This is a genomic window from Mycoplasma sp. 3341 (genome assembly GCF_051549855.1).
Classification (GTDB): domain Bacteria; phylum Bacillota_I; class Bacilli_A; order Mycoplasmatales; family Metamycoplasmataceae; genus Metamycoplasma.
The window spans coordinates 390,254-404,978 of the sequence record NZ_CP196080.1; the positions used below are offsets into that span (position 1 = coordinate 390,254).

Annotated in this window: 29 protein-coding genes; all 29 read right to left on the reverse strand. The window is 34.0% G+C overall.

The annotated features are described in order from the left end of the window. The 29 genes from rsmH to rplB all read right to left on the reverse strand — a co-directional run bounded on the left by rsmH (position 1) and on the right by rplB (position 14,652). A complete protein-coding gene (gene rsmH / locus ACSH40_RS01710) occupies positions 1 to 882 on the reverse strand; it encodes a 16S rRNA (cytosine(1402)-N(4))-methyltransferase RsmH (RefSeq protein ID WP_438341281.1) in 882 nt (293 codons plus the stop codon). Positions 883 to 893: 11 nt separating this feature from the next. Continuing rightward, positions 894 to 1,334 (reverse strand): division/cell wall cluster transcriptional repressor MraZ, encoded by a 441-nt coding sequence (locus ACSH40_RS01715; protein WP_438341282.1) that lies wholly within the window; start codon positions 1,332 to 1,334, stop codon positions 894 to 896. 128 nt (positions 1,335 to 1,462) lie between these two features. Next, entirely contained in the window at positions 1,463 to 2,080 is a 618-nt protein-coding gene (locus tag ACSH40_RS01720) for a hypothetical protein (protein WP_438341283.1), read from the reverse strand. 72 nt (positions 2,081 to 2,152) lie between these two features. Further along, positions 2,153 to 2,347, reverse strand: coding sequence for a 50S ribosomal protein L32 (rpmF, locus tag ACSH40_RS01725; protein ID WP_438341284.1), 195 nt, complete (start codon positions 2,345 to 2,347; stop codon positions 2,153 to 2,155). Positions 2,348 to 2,389: 42 nt separating this feature from the next. Continuing rightward, on the reverse strand, positions 2,390 to 2,752 hold the full coding sequence (gene rplQ / locus ACSH40_RS01730; protein WP_438341285.1) for a 50S ribosomal protein L17: 363 nt from the start codon (positions 2,750 to 2,752) through the stop codon (positions 2,390 to 2,392). After that, positions 2,752 to 3,750 (reverse strand): DNA-directed RNA polymerase subunit alpha, encoded by a 999-nt coding sequence (locus ACSH40_RS01735; protein WP_438341286.1) that lies wholly within the window; start codon positions 3,748 to 3,750, stop codon positions 2,752 to 2,754. The genes rplQ and ACSH40_RS01735 overlap by 1 nt, the downstream gene beginning before the upstream one ends. A gap of 13 nt (positions 3,751 to 3,763) precedes the next feature. Next, entirely contained in the window at positions 3,764 to 4,138 is a 375-nt protein-coding gene (gene rpsK, locus ACSH40_RS01740) for a 30S ribosomal protein S11 (protein WP_438341287.1), read from the reverse strand. A gap of 2 nt (positions 4,139 to 4,140) precedes the next feature. Next, positions 4,141 to 4,509: a 30S ribosomal protein S13 gene (rpsM, locus tag ACSH40_RS01745; RefSeq protein ID WP_438341288.1), complete on the reverse strand. Its 369-nt coding sequence runs from the start codon at positions 4,507 to 4,509 to the stop codon at positions 4,141 to 4,143. Positions 4,510 to 4,515: 6 nt separating this feature from the next. Then, positions 4,516 to 4,629 (reverse strand): 50S ribosomal protein L36, encoded by a 114-nt coding sequence (gene rpmJ / locus ACSH40_RS01750; protein ID WP_438341289.1) that lies wholly within the window; start codon positions 4,627 to 4,629, stop codon positions 4,516 to 4,518. 14 nt (positions 4,630 to 4,643) lie between these two features. Continuing rightward, complete coding sequence (infA, locus tag ACSH40_RS01755; RefSeq protein WP_438341290.1) at positions 4,644 to 4,859, reverse strand: translation initiation factor IF-1; 216 nt, start codon at positions 4,857 to 4,859, stop codon at positions 4,644 to 4,646. Next, entirely contained in the window at positions 4,860 to 5,618 is a 759-nt protein-coding gene (gene map, locus ACSH40_RS01760; RefSeq protein ID WP_438341291.1) for a type I methionyl aminopeptidase, read from the reverse strand. After that, complete coding sequence (locus ACSH40_RS01765; protein WP_438341292.1) at positions 5,608 to 6,285, reverse strand: adenylate kinase family protein; 678 nt, start codon at positions 6,283 to 6,285, stop codon at positions 5,608 to 5,610. Before ACSH40_RS01765 ends, map begins: the two co-directional genes overlap by 11 nt. Next, entirely contained in the window at positions 6,279 to 7,715 is a 1,437-nt protein-coding gene (secY, locus tag ACSH40_RS01770) for a preprotein translocase subunit SecY (protein ID WP_438341293.1), read from the reverse strand. The genes ACSH40_RS01765 and secY overlap by 7 nt, the downstream gene beginning before the upstream one ends. Continuing rightward, positions 7,715 to 8,161, reverse strand: coding sequence for a 50S ribosomal protein L15 (rplO, locus tag ACSH40_RS01775; protein ID WP_438341294.1), 447 nt, complete (start codon positions 8,159 to 8,161; stop codon positions 7,715 to 7,717). Before rplO ends, secY begins: the two co-directional genes overlap by 1 nt. A 13-nt stretch (positions 8,162 to 8,174) precedes the next feature. After that, on the reverse strand, positions 8,175 to 8,840 hold the full coding sequence (gene rpsE, locus ACSH40_RS01780) for a 30S ribosomal protein S5 (RefSeq protein ID WP_438341295.1): 666 nt from the start codon (positions 8,838 to 8,840) through the stop codon (positions 8,175 to 8,177). Continuing rightward, positions 8,840 to 9,187 carry a 50S ribosomal protein L18 gene (rplR, locus tag ACSH40_RS01785; RefSeq protein ID WP_438341296.1) on the reverse strand — a complete coding sequence of 116 codons (348 nt, stop codon included), beginning with the start codon at positions 9,185 to 9,187 and terminating at the stop codon, positions 8,840 to 8,842. Before rplR ends, rpsE begins: the two co-directional genes overlap by 1 nt. Positions 9,188 to 9,212: 25 nt before the next feature. Continuing rightward, positions 9,213 to 9,752, reverse strand: a complete 540-nt coding sequence (rplF, locus tag ACSH40_RS01790) for a 50S ribosomal protein L6 (RefSeq protein WP_438341297.1) — start codon at positions 9,750 to 9,752, stop codon at positions 9,213 to 9,215. Positions 9,753 to 9,761: 9 nt separating this feature from the next. After that, positions 9,762 to 10,163 carry a 30S ribosomal protein S8 gene (gene rpsH / locus ACSH40_RS01795; RefSeq protein WP_438341800.1) on the reverse strand — a complete coding sequence of 134 codons (402 nt, stop codon included), beginning with the start codon at positions 10,161 to 10,163 and terminating at the stop codon, positions 9,762 to 9,764. Positions 10,164 to 10,172: 9 nt separating this feature from the next. Further along, positions 10,173 to 10,358, reverse strand: coding sequence for a type Z 30S ribosomal protein S14 (locus ACSH40_RS01800; RefSeq protein ID WP_438341298.1), 186 nt, complete (start codon positions 10,356 to 10,358; stop codon positions 10,173 to 10,175). Positions 10,359 to 10,368: 10 nt separating this feature from the next. Continuing rightward, entirely contained in the window at positions 10,369 to 10,917 is a 549-nt protein-coding gene (gene rplE / locus ACSH40_RS01805) for a 50S ribosomal protein L5 (RefSeq protein WP_438341801.1), read from the reverse strand. 10 nt (positions 10,918 to 10,927) lie between these two features. After that, positions 10,928 to 11,260 (reverse strand): 50S ribosomal protein L24, encoded by a 333-nt coding sequence (gene rplX / locus ACSH40_RS01810; RefSeq protein ID WP_438341299.1) that lies wholly within the window; start codon positions 11,258 to 11,260, stop codon positions 10,928 to 10,930. Next, positions 11,260 to 11,628 (reverse strand): 50S ribosomal protein L14, encoded by a 369-nt coding sequence (gene rplN / locus ACSH40_RS01815; protein ID WP_438341300.1) that lies wholly within the window; start codon positions 11,626 to 11,628, stop codon positions 11,260 to 11,262. Before rplN ends, rplX begins: the two co-directional genes overlap by 1 nt. Next, on the reverse strand, positions 11,628 to 11,897 hold the full coding sequence (rpsQ, locus tag ACSH40_RS01820) for a 30S ribosomal protein S17 (protein WP_438341301.1): 270 nt from the start codon (positions 11,895 to 11,897) through the stop codon (positions 11,628 to 11,630). Before rpsQ ends, rplN begins: the two co-directional genes overlap by 1 nt. After that, a complete protein-coding gene (gene rpmC, locus ACSH40_RS01825; protein WP_438341302.1) occupies positions 11,897 to 12,097 on the reverse strand; it encodes a 50S ribosomal protein L29 in 201 nt (66 codons plus the stop codon). The genes rpsQ and rpmC overlap by 1 nt, the downstream gene beginning before the upstream one ends. Further along, on the reverse strand, positions 12,097 to 12,525 hold the full coding sequence (gene rplP / locus ACSH40_RS01830; protein WP_438341303.1) for a 50S ribosomal protein L16: 429 nt from the start codon (positions 12,523 to 12,525) through the stop codon (positions 12,097 to 12,099). The genes rpmC and rplP overlap by 1 nt, the downstream gene beginning before the upstream one ends. Beyond that, entirely contained in the window at positions 12,503 to 13,177 is a 675-nt protein-coding gene (gene rpsC, locus ACSH40_RS01835; RefSeq protein WP_438341304.1) for a 30S ribosomal protein S3, read from the reverse strand. The genes rplP and rpsC overlap by 23 nt, the downstream gene beginning before the upstream one ends. A 16-nt stretch (positions 13,178 to 13,193) precedes the next feature. Beyond that, positions 13,194 to 13,529, reverse strand: coding sequence for a 50S ribosomal protein L22 (gene rplV / locus ACSH40_RS01840; protein ID WP_438341305.1), 336 nt, complete (start codon positions 13,527 to 13,529; stop codon positions 13,194 to 13,196). Continuing rightward, complete coding sequence (gene rpsS / locus ACSH40_RS01845) at positions 13,529 to 13,807, reverse strand: 30S ribosomal protein S19 (RefSeq protein ID WP_438341306.1); 279 nt, start codon at positions 13,805 to 13,807, stop codon at positions 13,529 to 13,531. Before rpsS ends, rplV begins: the two co-directional genes overlap by 1 nt. Next, complete coding sequence (rplB, locus tag ACSH40_RS01850; protein WP_438341307.1) at positions 13,807 to 14,652, reverse strand: 50S ribosomal protein L2; 846 nt, start codon at positions 14,650 to 14,652, stop codon at positions 13,807 to 13,809. The genes rpsS and rplB overlap by 1 nt, the downstream gene beginning before the upstream one ends. Positions 14,653 to 14,725 lie beyond the last annotated feature (73 nt).

Sequence of the window (14,725 nt, forward strand, 5' to 3'; positions counted from 1 at the left end):
TTAAATTAATTTCTCCAATACTCGTAATGTTGCTGAACGTGAGCGATAATTTTCAGTCGCTTCTTGTTCGGTGACAGTAATTTTTTTAAATTTATAACCTTCGGTAATTTGCACCGGAAGTTTGTAAGTATCGCTATTTATTTTTAACGATTTAAAGTAGTTCTTAACTATTCTGTCTTCTAAAGAATGAAAACTGATAACTGCCAATTTACCATTTTTAGTTAGTAATTCAACAGCTTGTGGCAACATTTTTTCAATTGCCTCAAATTCCTGATTAACTTCAATTCTTATTGCCTGAAAAATGGCGCGATAAGGATTTTTTTGACGCAATATTGCAGCAGGATAAGCATTTTTAATAACCTCACACAATTGCAAAGTACTATCGATTGGACGAGATTTGCAAATGGCCTTCGCAACTTTTGAAAAAAGCTTAACATCAGCGTTTTTTTGCAAAATCTTTGCCAATTGTTCTTCACTAGTTTGGTTAACAATATCTCAAGCACTTATTTCTTGCTCTTGATTCATTCGCATATCTAATTTAGCATCTTTTGAATAGCTAAAGCCGCGACTAGCATCATCAATTTGCGGACTTGAAATTCCTAAGTCTGCAATCAATCCATCTATTTTTGTAACGCCATAAGTTCGCAATTGTTCTTTTAAAGAAGCAAAATCACTATGTATCAAGGTGAATTTATTTGATACTTTTTTCAAGCGCTCGTTTGCTTCTAAAATTGCTTGTTTATCTTTATCGAAACAATATAAATGGCCAGTTGTTAATTTTTTTAAGATTTCTTCACTATGACCACCCCTTCCCAAAGTAACATCAACATAAATTCCATTTGGTTTTATGTCAAGAGCTTCAATACTTTCATAAAGAAGCACAGGAATGTGGGTTATAAGCTAACTCCACTTTCAAATAATGTTTGGGCTAGTTTGTCAAAGTTCTCATCATCATCCATTGAACCTTCGGTCGCTTCATAAACTTCCTTAGCGAAAATTTCTGAATATTGACCCATACCAATGAACACAACATCTTTTTTGATAGCGGCACGAGTAATGAAACGTAGGGGTAGACTTAAACGACCTGACTTGTCTAATGTTACTTCTTCGGTATTAGCGAATATGTAACGAGCAAAATTACGGGCATTTTTATCTAGCATATTGGTTTGATTCAATTTTTGTTGTAATAACTCAAATTGTTCTTGACTACGAACAGTGATTGAACTATCTAGTCCGTAAGTTATGAAAAAAGTGTTTCCTAACTCATTACGAAACTTAGAAGGTACAACTAAACGGTTTTTTTCGTCTAATGTTCGGTCATATTTACCATACATTCCCATTTCCTCCCACTATCACCCATATTATAATACATTTGTTTCCACCTATATCAAAAATATTTTGATTTTGGTTAAGAAAAGTAATAAAAAAAATACCTTAATAATAGGTATTTATGTAAAAATGGTTATTTTTGCTTCTTGGTAACATCTTCAAGCGTATAAGTGTGAAGATTATGCATTTCGTAATAGTGGTTTAAAAGTCCTTCTTTTTTGAATTCAAATTTTGTAATTTTACCACTATTGTTGTCTAAATCTAGACTTAGATATGTTTCGGCGCTACCAAAAAGTGGGTCAATAAATGCTCCAGGGCAGATTGTGGTAAATTTTTCATTTTGTACTAATAACGGGTATCTTCCAAAACCGTGAATAAAAATGTTGTTGTCAATTTCAAGATTTTTGCTGGCTAAATACTCTTCTACCTTAGTTGCAACTGAGAGCTCTGAGTTGTAATCAACTTCTTTTGCTCCTGATGGTTGGTAGGTTAGGTATACTCTTTTCTGAATATTGTTGGCAAAATTTAAAGTAACAGTTAAAAAGTTATCCAACTTGCTATTAATATCTTTTGGACCACGTACTGCTCAGTCAAAATGATTTTTAATTCGACTATCGGGCATTTCGCTATTTCCACAACTGATAAATTTAACTACTTGATTATCTTTTTTGGCGAATGATTTTTCGAAATGAATAAAATCTTCAATACTGATGTTGTCCTGGTTGATATTGGCAAAAATTATTAAACGCATAATAAATCCTTTACTTTAATTGTAACCAAAAATAAAAAACCTCTGCCGAAGCAAAGGTTTTAATTAAATTAATTATTTGTCAGCTTTAGCTTTGAAGTTTGCTACTTTAGCACCTTTGTAGAAACCACATTCATTACAGATTGTATGTGATAAAACTGGTGCTAAACAGTTTGAACAGCTTGATTGTGCTTTAACATCTAAAGCGTGGTGTGCACGACGTAGGTGTTTTCTTTGTTTTGAAGTTTTACGTTTTGGAACTATAGCCATATTCTAATCTCCTTTATTGCTTCTAATTTAATTTGCTAGTAATTAAACTAAAGAAATCATTGCCATTGGAGCACCGTCTCCACGACGAGGTCCAGTTTTGATAATACGAGTATATCCACCATTACGTTCTGCGTAACGAGGTCCTAAAACTTCAAATAAGTATTGCACAGCATCACGTCCATCTTTCATTTGAACATCTCTTAAGTAAGCTGCTGCTTGACGACGACTTGCTAAAGTATTTTTCTTAGCCAAGGTAATAACTTTTTCCACCTTACGACGTAATTGTTTTGCACGTGGTAAAGTTGTTTCAACTTTTCCGTTTACTAAAACATCTGTTACTAGTGAACGTTGTCAGTGACGTGTTCATTTTGAATTACGTCTAAAAACTTGAACAGGATTTGCCATTATTCATCTCCTTTATTGGTTGATTCTTTTCACATTTGAATTTTCTTAATAATATCGTCGACTGATTTTTTACCTAGATTTTTAATGTTACCTAATTCATCTTCACTTAATTTAACTAAATCATCGATGGTGTTGTATCCAGCACGGTGTAAAGCATTAACTGAACGAATAGTTAAGTCTAATTTTTCAATTGGAAGAATTAATTTATCGTCCACTGGTTTTTCGATTTTTTCATCTTCAAAAAGATCAATTTGTTCAATGTTTTGGACATTTCCAATTACTTGCAAGTGAGCAATTAAGATTTTAGATGCTTGACTTAATGCTTCGCGAGCTTCAACTGTTCCGTCAGTTTCTACTCTCATTAGTAATTCTTCTTCCACTAAAGCACTTGAAGAGTTAAGTTCAATAGTTTGGAAGCTAATTTTTTTAACAGGACTGAAATCACTGTCAACTGCTAAATATTGTCCTGATTTGATTTTTGAATCTAGACGTTGTTCTAATGTTTGGATGTAAGCTTTGTTGTCTTCGAAATCAACAAATCCTCTTCCGGCACGTAAGAACATATCAAATTCTAGATCTCCATCTTTTTGGATGTCAGCAATGTAGCAATCTTTGTTAACAATTTCTAGACCGCTTGGAAACTCGATATCACGAGCATAAACTTCACCAATTTTGTTCGAACGGAAGCTTACTTTAACAATTTGATTTTTGTTAAATAGTTCTTCATTGTATGTGAAACGAATTTTAGTCAAATTTTGTAATAGTGTAACAACATCTTCTCTGATACCGTCGATTGTAGAAAATTCATGTTCGACTTTATTGATTTTGATTGCGAATGGAGCGCAAGAAGTAATTGATGATAGCAATGTGCGACGAAGCGCTGTACCCAGTGTATTAGCGAAACCTCTTGAAAGTGGTTTTAAGCTAAATGTTGAACTAAATTCATCAACTCTTTCACTGTTTAATTCTGAATAATTCATTTTTGCCATTTTTTCCATAATTACTTAAGCTCTACTTTCTTTTTAAAATTTTCTTAGGTGGACGGGTTCCGTTGTGTGGAACTGGTGTTACATCTTTAACTTCTTTAATGATTAAACCAGAAGTTTCGATTTGTTTACGAGCTGTTGATTTTCCAGCTCCTACCCCTTTAACTAAGATTTTTACTTCTTTAAGTCCAAATTCTTTAGCTTTTTCTAGGGCTGCAGCAGCTGCTAAACCAGCTGCATAAGGGGTTTTTTTCTTGGTTCCTTTGTAACCAATTGCTCCTGATGAAGATCACGCGAAAACATTACCTTTGTCATCACTAAATGAAACAATAGTGTTTTGGTAAGTTGAGTGAATGTGGGCGATACCGCTAGTAATAACTTTTTTTTGTTTTTTAGCCATTATTATTTACCTTTCTTACCTGCAACTGTTTTACGAGGTCCCTTTCTTGTACGAGCATTCTTTTGTGTACATTGTCCACGAACTGGTAATCCTTTACGGTGTCTGATTCCACGGTATGATTTAATTTCCATTAAACGTTTGATGTTTAAAGAAACTTCACGACGTAAATCACCTTCAGTTGTGTATTCTTTAGCAATGTCACGAATTTTTGTAAGTTGGTCTTCAGAAAGATCTTTTACCCGGATATTTTCATCGATATCAGCTTTTTGTAAAATTTCTTGTGCCAAACTTTTTCCTATTCCATAAATGTATGTTAAAGAAATAACTACACGTTTATTGTTAGGAATTTCAACGTTTAAAACTCTAGCCATAATTTACTATCCTTGTCTTTGTTTGTGTTTTGGAATAATACAAATAATACGGTTTGTACCATTTCTTTTAATAACTTTGCAATCTTTGCAAATACGTTTGATTGAAGCACGAACTTTCATCGTTTTTCCTTTCGCTATTTATGACGATAAACGATTCGTCCTTTAGTTAAATCATAAGGACTCATTTCCACGTCAACACCATCTCCTGGAATAATACGAATATTGTATAAAGCCATTTTTCCAGAAATTGTAGCTTGAATTTCTAGACCATTATCAAGCATTACAACATAGGCTTTTGATGAGTGGACTTTGGTTACTTTACCAGTCATTTTAATTGCATCTTTTGCCATTTAAATTTTGTCTCCTGTTAAAATGATTGCTTGATCATTTTCAATAAGAATTGTTTGTTCATAGTGACTTGTCTTTTTATTATTGCGACTCACTATGGTTCAATCATCTTTTAAGGTTTTAACATTTGCTGAACCTTGCAAAATCATTGGTTCAATACAAATTGCCATACCATTGCGAATTAGTGGTCCTGTTCCTTTTAGGCCGATGTTTGGCACAAAGGGATCTTCGTGTAACTCAGTACCTATACCGTGACCGCTGAATTCTTCTGGAGTAAACATTCCATTTGCTTTGATGACTCTGTAAATAGCAGCTGAAATGTCTCCAATTCGATTACCGACTTTGACTTCATTAAAACCGGCATAAAAAGCATCTTTGGCGACTTTAATTAGTTTTTTATCTTCTTCACTTGGGTTTGAACCTACATACTTAGTAAAAGCTGAATCACTGTACATGCCATTTCAAATAACACCCATATCAACTTTGACTAAGTCTCCCTCTTGTAAAACTCTGTCGCTTGGAATTCCATGAATTAATTCTTCGTTAACACTTATACAACAAGTATTAGGGAACCCATATTGGCCTAAAAAGGCAGGTTTTGCTTTACGAGCAATGATTTCTTTAAAAGCGATGCTATCAATTTCTTTTAAAGAAACACCTGGTCTTATAAAGTCATAAACTAAGTATTTAACTTCTGCCAGGATAGCACATGATTTTTTTAAATCATCAATTTGTTGCTTATTTTTAATTTTAATATTCATTTGCAGCCTTTTGTTTCAATGCATCAACCACGTCTTGATAAACTTTTTCAATTTCTTGGTCGGCATTGATACTAATTAAAATTCCTTTTGATGCGTAGAAATCAATTAGTGGTTTTGTTTGCTGGTCATAAACATTTAATCTTCTTAAAACAACATCGCTTTGGTCATCTTTTCTTTGAACTAATTTCTCACCATCATCGTCACAGTGAATGTTATCTTTTGAAGGATTGTAAGACAAGTGATAGGTACGCGAGCATTTTTGACATACTCTTCTTTCGCTTAGTCTCTTGATAACACTTTCTGAATCGATTTCTAATAAGATTGCTCAGTCAATTTTAGTAAAGTCTAAATTGTCAAGAAAATTGACCTGGTCAACGGTTCGAGGGTAACCGTCTAAAATATAGTGGCGTTTTGCAAGTGTCAATTTTTCCAACTTGTTTTTAACTAATTGATTAGTAATTTCATCACTAACATATAGGCCATTGCTGGTCAATTCAACAACTTGTAAACCTAATGGCGTTTTGGCATTAATTTCTTCACGAAACATTGCACCGGTTGATAGGTGGGCAAAATTATCTTGAAGGGATAATTTTTCCGCAATGGTTCCCTTACCTGCTCCCGGAGCACCTAAGAATATTAGGTTAACATTGTTTCAGTCTTTTATCACAATAAATCACCTTCTTCACCATTTTGTTGTGAATATAATATTTTTTTACGTTTACGAGCAAGTTCTTGAGACTTGTAACGCGCTTGAATTTGTTGGATTGTTTCAATAGTTACTGAAACTAAAATCATTAATCCAGTTCCACCGAACGCTATTGATTGTGGCATTCCTAAAATTTCTTCGATGTAACGCATAGCCCCAATTAAGATTAAATAAATGCTTGAAAAATAACTTAAATTAAGAATTTTGGCAATTAAATAATCTTCGGTTTGTTCCCCTGGTCTAACACCAGGGATGAAGGTTGAATTTTTGGCAAAATCTTCACTAATTTTGTCAATTTTAGATTGTTGTAAACCAAATAGAAGTGTGAAAGCAAAGGTTATTACAACAAATAAGAAGAAACCGATTGGTTGGGTTAGTTGTAAATTAGTATAAACTCAGTGATAAAAAGCACTCGTTGCGGGATTGAATAATCCAGCAATCATAGTTGGTAAACTTAGAAACATTAAAGCAAAAATTACTGACATAATTCCAGCTGGATTGGCTTTTAAAGGTAAATATGAAAGTTCTTTTTCATTTCTTGAAAGCCCTGCTCCAACTTGTTGAATAGGAATGTGTCTTTCTGCTAGATAGAAGATACCGACTATCATTACAACTAATAAATAGCCAAGAACATAAACACCAAAGTTTAGTAATTCTTTTAGTGTAGCACTAGATTGTTTGAATGAAGGAACTAAAAACTCGAAAGCATTTCTGAATGTTGGAATCAAATTCGAAGCGATTCCAGCAAAAATGATTAAACTTGTTCCATTTCCTACACCCTTGTTAGTAATTTCTTCACCTAAAAATAAGGCAAAGAGGCTACCAGCAATCAGAATTAAAGGTAGTAAGAAGAATGCATAAGCATTAGTATTCAAACTATCAACAATTCTGATTCCGAACCCACTTGTTGGGTTTTTTAAGGCTCTTGTTAAAACAATAGCCTGAATAATTGCAAAGCCAAACGTTACAAAACGAGTAATAATATTAATTTTTATTCTCCCTTGTGGTCCTGCTTGACTTAGACGATAGATTGGTGGAAAGAGCTTAGTTTGTAAAATCATCATAATCAAACTAGCAGTAATGAAGGGGCTAATTCCTAAAGCCATAATGCTAAAGTTTCTTAGTCCTCCACCACCAACTAGATTCAAGATTCCTAAAAAGTCTCCACCATTTAATTGATCTCGGTTAACTAAATTAATTCCTGGAACAGTAATAGTTCCCGCTGCAACAAAGATTGTTAAAAGAAAAATAGTATACAAAATCTTTTTTACAAGATCATGGTTTTTTCAAAACTCGGTGTAACTATTTTTAAATTTCACTCACTTCGCATCGAAACGCACTTGGTTTTGTTTGCGATTGTTAGTGCTTGTTTTTTTCTTTGTTAAGGCCATTATTTAACCTCGATTTTTCCTCCAGCTGCAACAATTGCTTCGCTAGCTGATTGACTTAGAGCGTGAACATCTTCAACTACTAAAGCTTTTGATAGTTCTCCTCTTCCAAGAATTTTAACTGGCATATCGTATTTTTTGATTAGACCTTTATTGAATAAAGATTCAAAACTTACAACTTCATTTGCTTGGTAATATTCTTGTAATTGATCTAAGTTAACAACTTGGTATTCCACGTGGTTAACATTTTTGAATCCACGTTTTGGAATTCTTCTGAATAATGGGTTTTGTCCCCCTTCAAATCCTAGTCTTACTGTGTTACGTTTAGTTTGACCACTTTGTCCACGTCCTGCTTGTTTTCCTTTTCCAGCAGCGTGTCCACGTCCTACACGGTGTTTTTCTTTACGAGAACCAGGAGTGTATGATAAATTGCTTAATGTTTGTTTCATAAAATCTCCTTAATTATTGTAAATCTTCTACTTTAATGTCTCTAAGCTCAGCTACTTGTTGAGTGGTTCTTAGTTGTTTTAAAGCTTTAACTACAGCGTGAGCAACGTTTTGTTTGGTTCTTGATCCTAATGATTTTGTTGAAACATCAGTATATCCGGCTAATTCCATAACACTACGAACGGTATTTGAAGCTTTGAATCCTGTTCCTTTTGAGGCAGGACGTAGTTGTACTTTTGAAGCTAAGAATTTAGCTTGAATTTCATGTGGAACTGTTCCGTTTACAACAGGAACTTCAAAGATGTTTTTGTGTGCATCTTTAACAGCTTTTTTAATAGCGTCTTGAACTTCGTTTGCTTTACCGTGTCCAAATCCCACTTTTCCTTTTTTGTTTCCAACTACTACATAGGCTGAGAAGCTAAATCTTCTCCCCCCTTTAACAACGACAGTAACTCTGGCGATGTCAATAACTTTTTCTTCGAATTCTGAATTTAATTCACGATTAGAATTTTGACGATTTGGACGTCTTCTTTCTTCTTGATTATTTTCAGTATTTCTTGGTTTACGAACTGCTTTAGTTTCATCAGCGTTGTTTGGACGTGCTTTTTTAACTACTCTAGTTTTTCTTGCTTCTGCATTTGTTTCGGTGATTTCTTTTACGTTTTTATTTTCGTTTGCCATTAGAATTTAATCCCTTCTTCTCTTAGTGAATCAGCAAAAGCAGCAACTTTTCCGTGGTAAATGTATCCTGAACGGTCATAAACAACTTGTTCAACTTTTAGTTCGTGTAATTTTTTAGCAAATAATTTTGCTACTTGTTTTACCGCATCAATATTATTAGCATGTTGTGGTAAATCTTTGGTTGAAGCAGCTGCTAGCGTGGTGTGGTTTTCGTCATTAATTAATTGTGCATAGAAATTATGTAAAGATTTGTAAACAGATACACGAGGAACTGAAGCTGTTCCACTTAAGTGTTGACGGATTTTTAAGTGTTTTACTTTACGTCTGTCATTTCTTGATTTTTGCATATTTGTCTAACCTTTCTAGCTTCGATTATTTAGAAGCTTTTTTTCCTTCTTTACGACGAATAACTTCGTCTTTGTACATAATTCCTTTTCCTGAGTAAACGCTTGGACGACGAATGTCACGTAGAACTGCTGCGAATTGACCAACAGCTTGTTTATCAATTCCTTCAATAACAATGTTTGTTGGTTTTGGTAGACTTACTTTTAAGTTAGCAGGAATGTCTACTAAAACTGGGTGTGAGTAACCGGCGATAACTTCAATTTGGTTACCTTTTTGAGTTGCTTTATATCCAACCCCTTTAATTTCGATTTCTTTTTTAAATCCTTCACTAACTCCTTTTAGCATTCCACTAATTAAAGAGTTGGTTGTTCCGTGTAATTGTTTGGTGCTTTTTTCTTCGTTTAGGCGGTGTGTAGTAATTTGGTTGTTTTCGTTTTTAATTTCAATTAAATCTGAGAATTGAAAGCTTAGTGTTCCTTTTGGTCCTTTAACTTCAACGAATGATTTTTCGATTTTAACTTCAACGTTTGCTGGGATATTTAAAACTCTTTTTCCGACACGAGACATTCTTAATTCCTATCAAATGTAGGCGATAACTTCACCACCAACATTTGCCTTTCTTGCTTCTTTATCGGTCATTAGTCCTTGTGATGTTGAAATAATTGCAGTTCCAAATCCTGAAAGAACTTTAGGTAAGTTTTTAGCTGATGCATAAACTTTTAGTCCTGGTTTTGAAACTTTTTTAAGTCCACTAATAACTGGTTGTGAACCGGTGTATCCCTTGTATTTTAGTGAAATTGAAATTGCTTTATGGTTATCTTTTTCAACTTCTTTAAAATCAGCAATGTATCCTTCGTTTTTAAAGATTTCAAGGATTTTTACTTTTTTGTTTGAGTGAGGAACAACTACTTCACGGTGTTTACGAGCATTAGCGTTTTTGATACGAACAAACATGTCCGCAATTGGATCAATAATAATAGCCATATATTATCAACTCGCTTTCTTAATTCCTGGTAATTTACCTTCGTGAGCTAATGTACGGAAGCAAATTCTACAGATTTTGTATTTTCTTAAAACTGCATGTGGACGTCCACATAATTCACAACGTGTATAGAAACGGGTTGAGAATTTTGGAGTCTTTTTAGCTTTAACTTTTAATGATTTTTTTGCCATTAATTACTCCTTATTCAGCCTTCGCAAAAGGCATTCCTAAACTTTTTAGTAAAGCGTAAGCTTCTTTGTCATTTTTAGCACTTGTAACGATTAGAACATCTAGTCCTTTTAGTTTACGGATTTTATCGAAACTAATTTCTGGGAAGATAATTTCTTCTTTAACTCCGATTGCATAGTTTCCATTACCATCGAAGCTTTTTGGATTTGTACCGTGGAAATCACGTACCCGAGGTAGTGCTACTTCAATTAGTTTTGCTAAGAATGATCACATTCTTTCTCTTCTTAAAGTAACTTTTCCTCCCATTGGCATACCAGCACGTAATTTTCAAGAAGCTAATGATTTTTTAGCTGTGGTTTGGTATGGTTTTTGTCCTGCGATTAAAGCAAGTTCATTCATAACTTCTTCAATTGCTTTTGAGTTTGAAACTTCATTTCCAGCAGTCATGTTTAAAACGATTTTTTCAATACGTGGGATTTGCATATCTGATTTGTAGTTGAATTGTTGTTTAAGTTCAGCTTTGGTTACATCATTATAGTGTTTTTGTAATTTATTCATAATGTCTCCTTAATTAGATAGCTTTTTGAGTTTTCACAACAATTCTTTCTTTTTTACCGTTTTTATCAACTTTAAATCCTACTCTTGAATATGTTGCTGGGGTTGTTGCTGTTCCTTTTTTAACTAGAATAGCAACATTTGAAATGTGGATAGGGAATTCTTTAATTTCAATTCCACCTTCATTTTTTTGTTGGCTTGGTTTGTGGTGTTTAGTTTTCTTGTTAACGTCTTTTAAAGTAACTAATTGTTTAACTGGATCGATTGCTAGAACGGTTGATACTTTACCTTTTTGAGCTCCACTGATAACTACAACTGTGTCATTTTTACGAATTTTTTGACTAGCCATTATAGTACCTCCGGTGCTAATGAAACGATTTTTAAGTATCCTTTATCACGAAGTTCACGCGCTACTGGTCCGAAAACACGAGTTCCACGTGGGTTTTTATCTTCTTTAATGATTACTACAGCATTATCATCAAAACGAATGTTTGAACCGTTTTTACGTTGAATTCCGTATTTAGTTCTTACAACAACAGCTTTAACGATTTGTCCTTCTTTAACGATTCCGTTTGGAAGAGCTTTTTTAACAGAACAGATAACAACATCACCAATGTTTGCAAATTTCTTAACACTTCCTCCTAAGTTACGAATAATTCCGACTTCTTTAGCACCTGAGTTATCAGCTACTACAACTCTTGATAATTCTTGTAACATTAGTTTTCTCCCACTAGAGCTTTTTCTTTAATTGCAACTAGACGGAAATGTTTGGTTTTTGAAAGTGGACGAGTTTCTTGAATTCTAACTACATCATTTAAATTTGCTTGGTTGTTTTCATCATGTACTGCAAAACGTTTTGATTTTTTGAAACGTTTTTGGTAAATTGGGTGTTTTACATATGTTTCTACTAAAACGATAATGGTTTTATCATTTTTGGTTGAAACAACTTTTCCAGTTAAAACTTTACGGTTGTTTGATCTTTCCATTATTTAACTTCCTTTGATTTTTTTTCATTTAATGCTGTTAGTGCTCTTGCGATATCTTTTTTAACTTCTCTGATTTTGTGGTTTTGTTCTAATTGTCCAGTTTTTGATTTGAAACGAAGAGTGAATAAGTTAGCTTTGTAGTCAGCTACTAATTTTTCTAGTTCTTCAACACTTTTAGCTTGAAAATCTTTGAATTCCATTAGTTTTCTCCTTCTGTTTCTTCACGTTTAACAATTTTTACTTTAACTGGTAGTTTGTGTCCACCTAGACGTAGTGCTTCTAGAGCAATTTCTTCTTTAACACCTTTAACTTCAAACATCATTGTGTCTTCTTTAACAACTGCTAGTCATTGATCTGGAGATCCTTTTCCTGATCCCATACGAACTCCAATAGGTTTAGAAGTTTTTGACATATGTGGGAAAATTCTAATTCAAACTTGTCCTTCACGTCCCATTTTACGGGTAATAGCGATACGGGCTGCTTCAATTTGACGAGCTGAAACTCAAGCAGAAGTTTTAGCTTGCAATCCGTATTCTCCAAAACTTACTTTGTTTCCACGAAATGCTTTGGTTTTGTCGTGACGGATACGGAACATTTTACGGTGTTTAGTTCTTTTTGGTTGTAACATCGTTAGCTCCTTTTTCTAATTTTTCTCCCAATGATACTCAAACTTTAATTCCTAGTGCTCCATATGTTGTACGAGCTGTTGCTGTTGCATAGTCAACATCTTGACGAAGGGTGTGAAGTTTCATTTCACCTTCGTTGTATCCCTCTTTACGAGCCATGTCAACTCCATTTAGACGTCCTGAAACTGCAGTTTTAACACCTTTAGCTCCAGCTTTCATAGCAGCCTTGATAGCTTGTTTTTGAGCTAGTCTAAAGCTTCCACGGTTTTCTAATTTAACAGCGATTTGTTCTGCTAGTAATTTAGCATTTAAATCTGGTTTTTTAAGTTCAACAACTTCAATGTTGACATTTAAATTTTTATTTCTTAACGCTTTTTTCAAATCAGCAGTAAGTTGTTTAATGTTGTCTCCGTTTGTCCCTAAAACAACACCTGGTTTTGCTGTGTGCAATAATACTGAAATGTGTTCTTTGTTGTCTCTTTTAATTTGTACATTTCCAATTTGGTAGTTACGAACTAATTTATTGAAGAAACGGTAAATTGCTTGGTCTTGTAATAAGTTAGCAGCATATTGTGCTTTGTCAGCATATCAAGTTGAGTTGTGGTCTTTAGTAATTCCGTATCTAAAACCATTTGGATTAACTTTTTGTCCCATAGTAAACTCTCCTTAATTAATATTCACTTACTTCAATAAAGAAGTGGCTTGTTCTCTTTAAGATTGGATATGCTCTACCTTGTGAGTGAGGTTGGTAACGTTTTAAAGTTGGACCTTCATTTACAAGTAGTTTTGAAATGTATAACTTATCAGCATTTAGACCGTGGTTGTTGGTTGCATTAGCGATAGCACTTTTTAGAAGTTTTAAAAGAATGTAAGTAGCTTTTTTATTAGTAGTTTTTAGAATAGCGATAGCTTCTTGAGTTGATTTGTTACGAATTAAGTCAGCAACTAGACGGGCTTTACGAGCAGAAATTCTTTGTGTTTTAACACTTGCGTTTGCTGATTTCATTATTTCTTCTTCCCTTTATCTGCACCATGTCCTGTGTATGTACGGGTTGGTGAGAATTCTCCTAATTTATGTCCGACCATGTCAGCTGTTACGAAAACATCGTTGAAAACTTTTCCATTGTGAACTTGGAATGTTAATCCAACAAATTCTGGGAAGATTGTTGAACGACGACTTCAAGTTTTAATTGGACGTTTTGGTGCTTTGTTTTCTAGAATAGCAACAACTTTTTTCATTAAATAGTCATCAACAAATGGACCTTTTTTTAGTGATCTAGCCATTATTTACTTGCCTTTCTTCTTCTTATAATCAACTTGTTTGAAGCTTTCTTAGTTGAACGAGTTTTAACTCCAAGAGCTTTTTTACCTCATGGTGTAAGTGGAGCTTTACGTCCGATTGGTTGACGCCCTTCTCCCCCTCCATGTGGGTGATCGTTAGGGTTCATTGCTGACCCACGTACTGTTGGACGAATTCCAAGGTGACGGTTACGTCCTGCTTTTCCGATATTTACTAATAAGTGTTCTTCATTTCCGACAACTCCAATAGTTGCACGACATTCTCCAAGAACTTTACGTACTTCACCACTTTTTAGTCTTAGAATAATATATTTACCTTCTTCATCTTTACCTAAAATTTGGGCGCTTGTTCCAGCACTACGGGCAATAATTCCCCCTTGTTTAGGCTGTAATTCGATGTTGTGAACGAATGTACCTTCAGGAATGTTTTTTAGTGCCAAGCTGTTTCCAACTTTAATGTCAGCACTGTCTCCTGAAACAACAACACTTCCAACACTTAGTCCTTTAGGGTGAAGGATATAACGTTTTTCTCCATCACGATAAACAACTAATGAAATGTTTGCACTACGGTTTGGATCGTATTCGATTGTTTTAACAATTCCTTCGATTCCATCTTTGTTACGTTTGAAATCGATAATACGATATTTACGTTTAGTTCCACCTCCGTGGTGACGAGTTGTTATAACTCCCCGATTATTTCTACCAGCATGTTTTTTTAAAGTAACTAGTAGAGATTTTTCAGGAGCATGACCAGTTAGATTTTTCTTGTAATCTAACGATGTCATGTGTCTACGACCATTAGAGGTTGGCTTGTAATGTTTAATAGCCATCGTATTCTCCTTTAATGATTGACCTAAAAATAATGAGATTTTGTCTTTTAGGTGATTAATTCTGTTTTAAAAC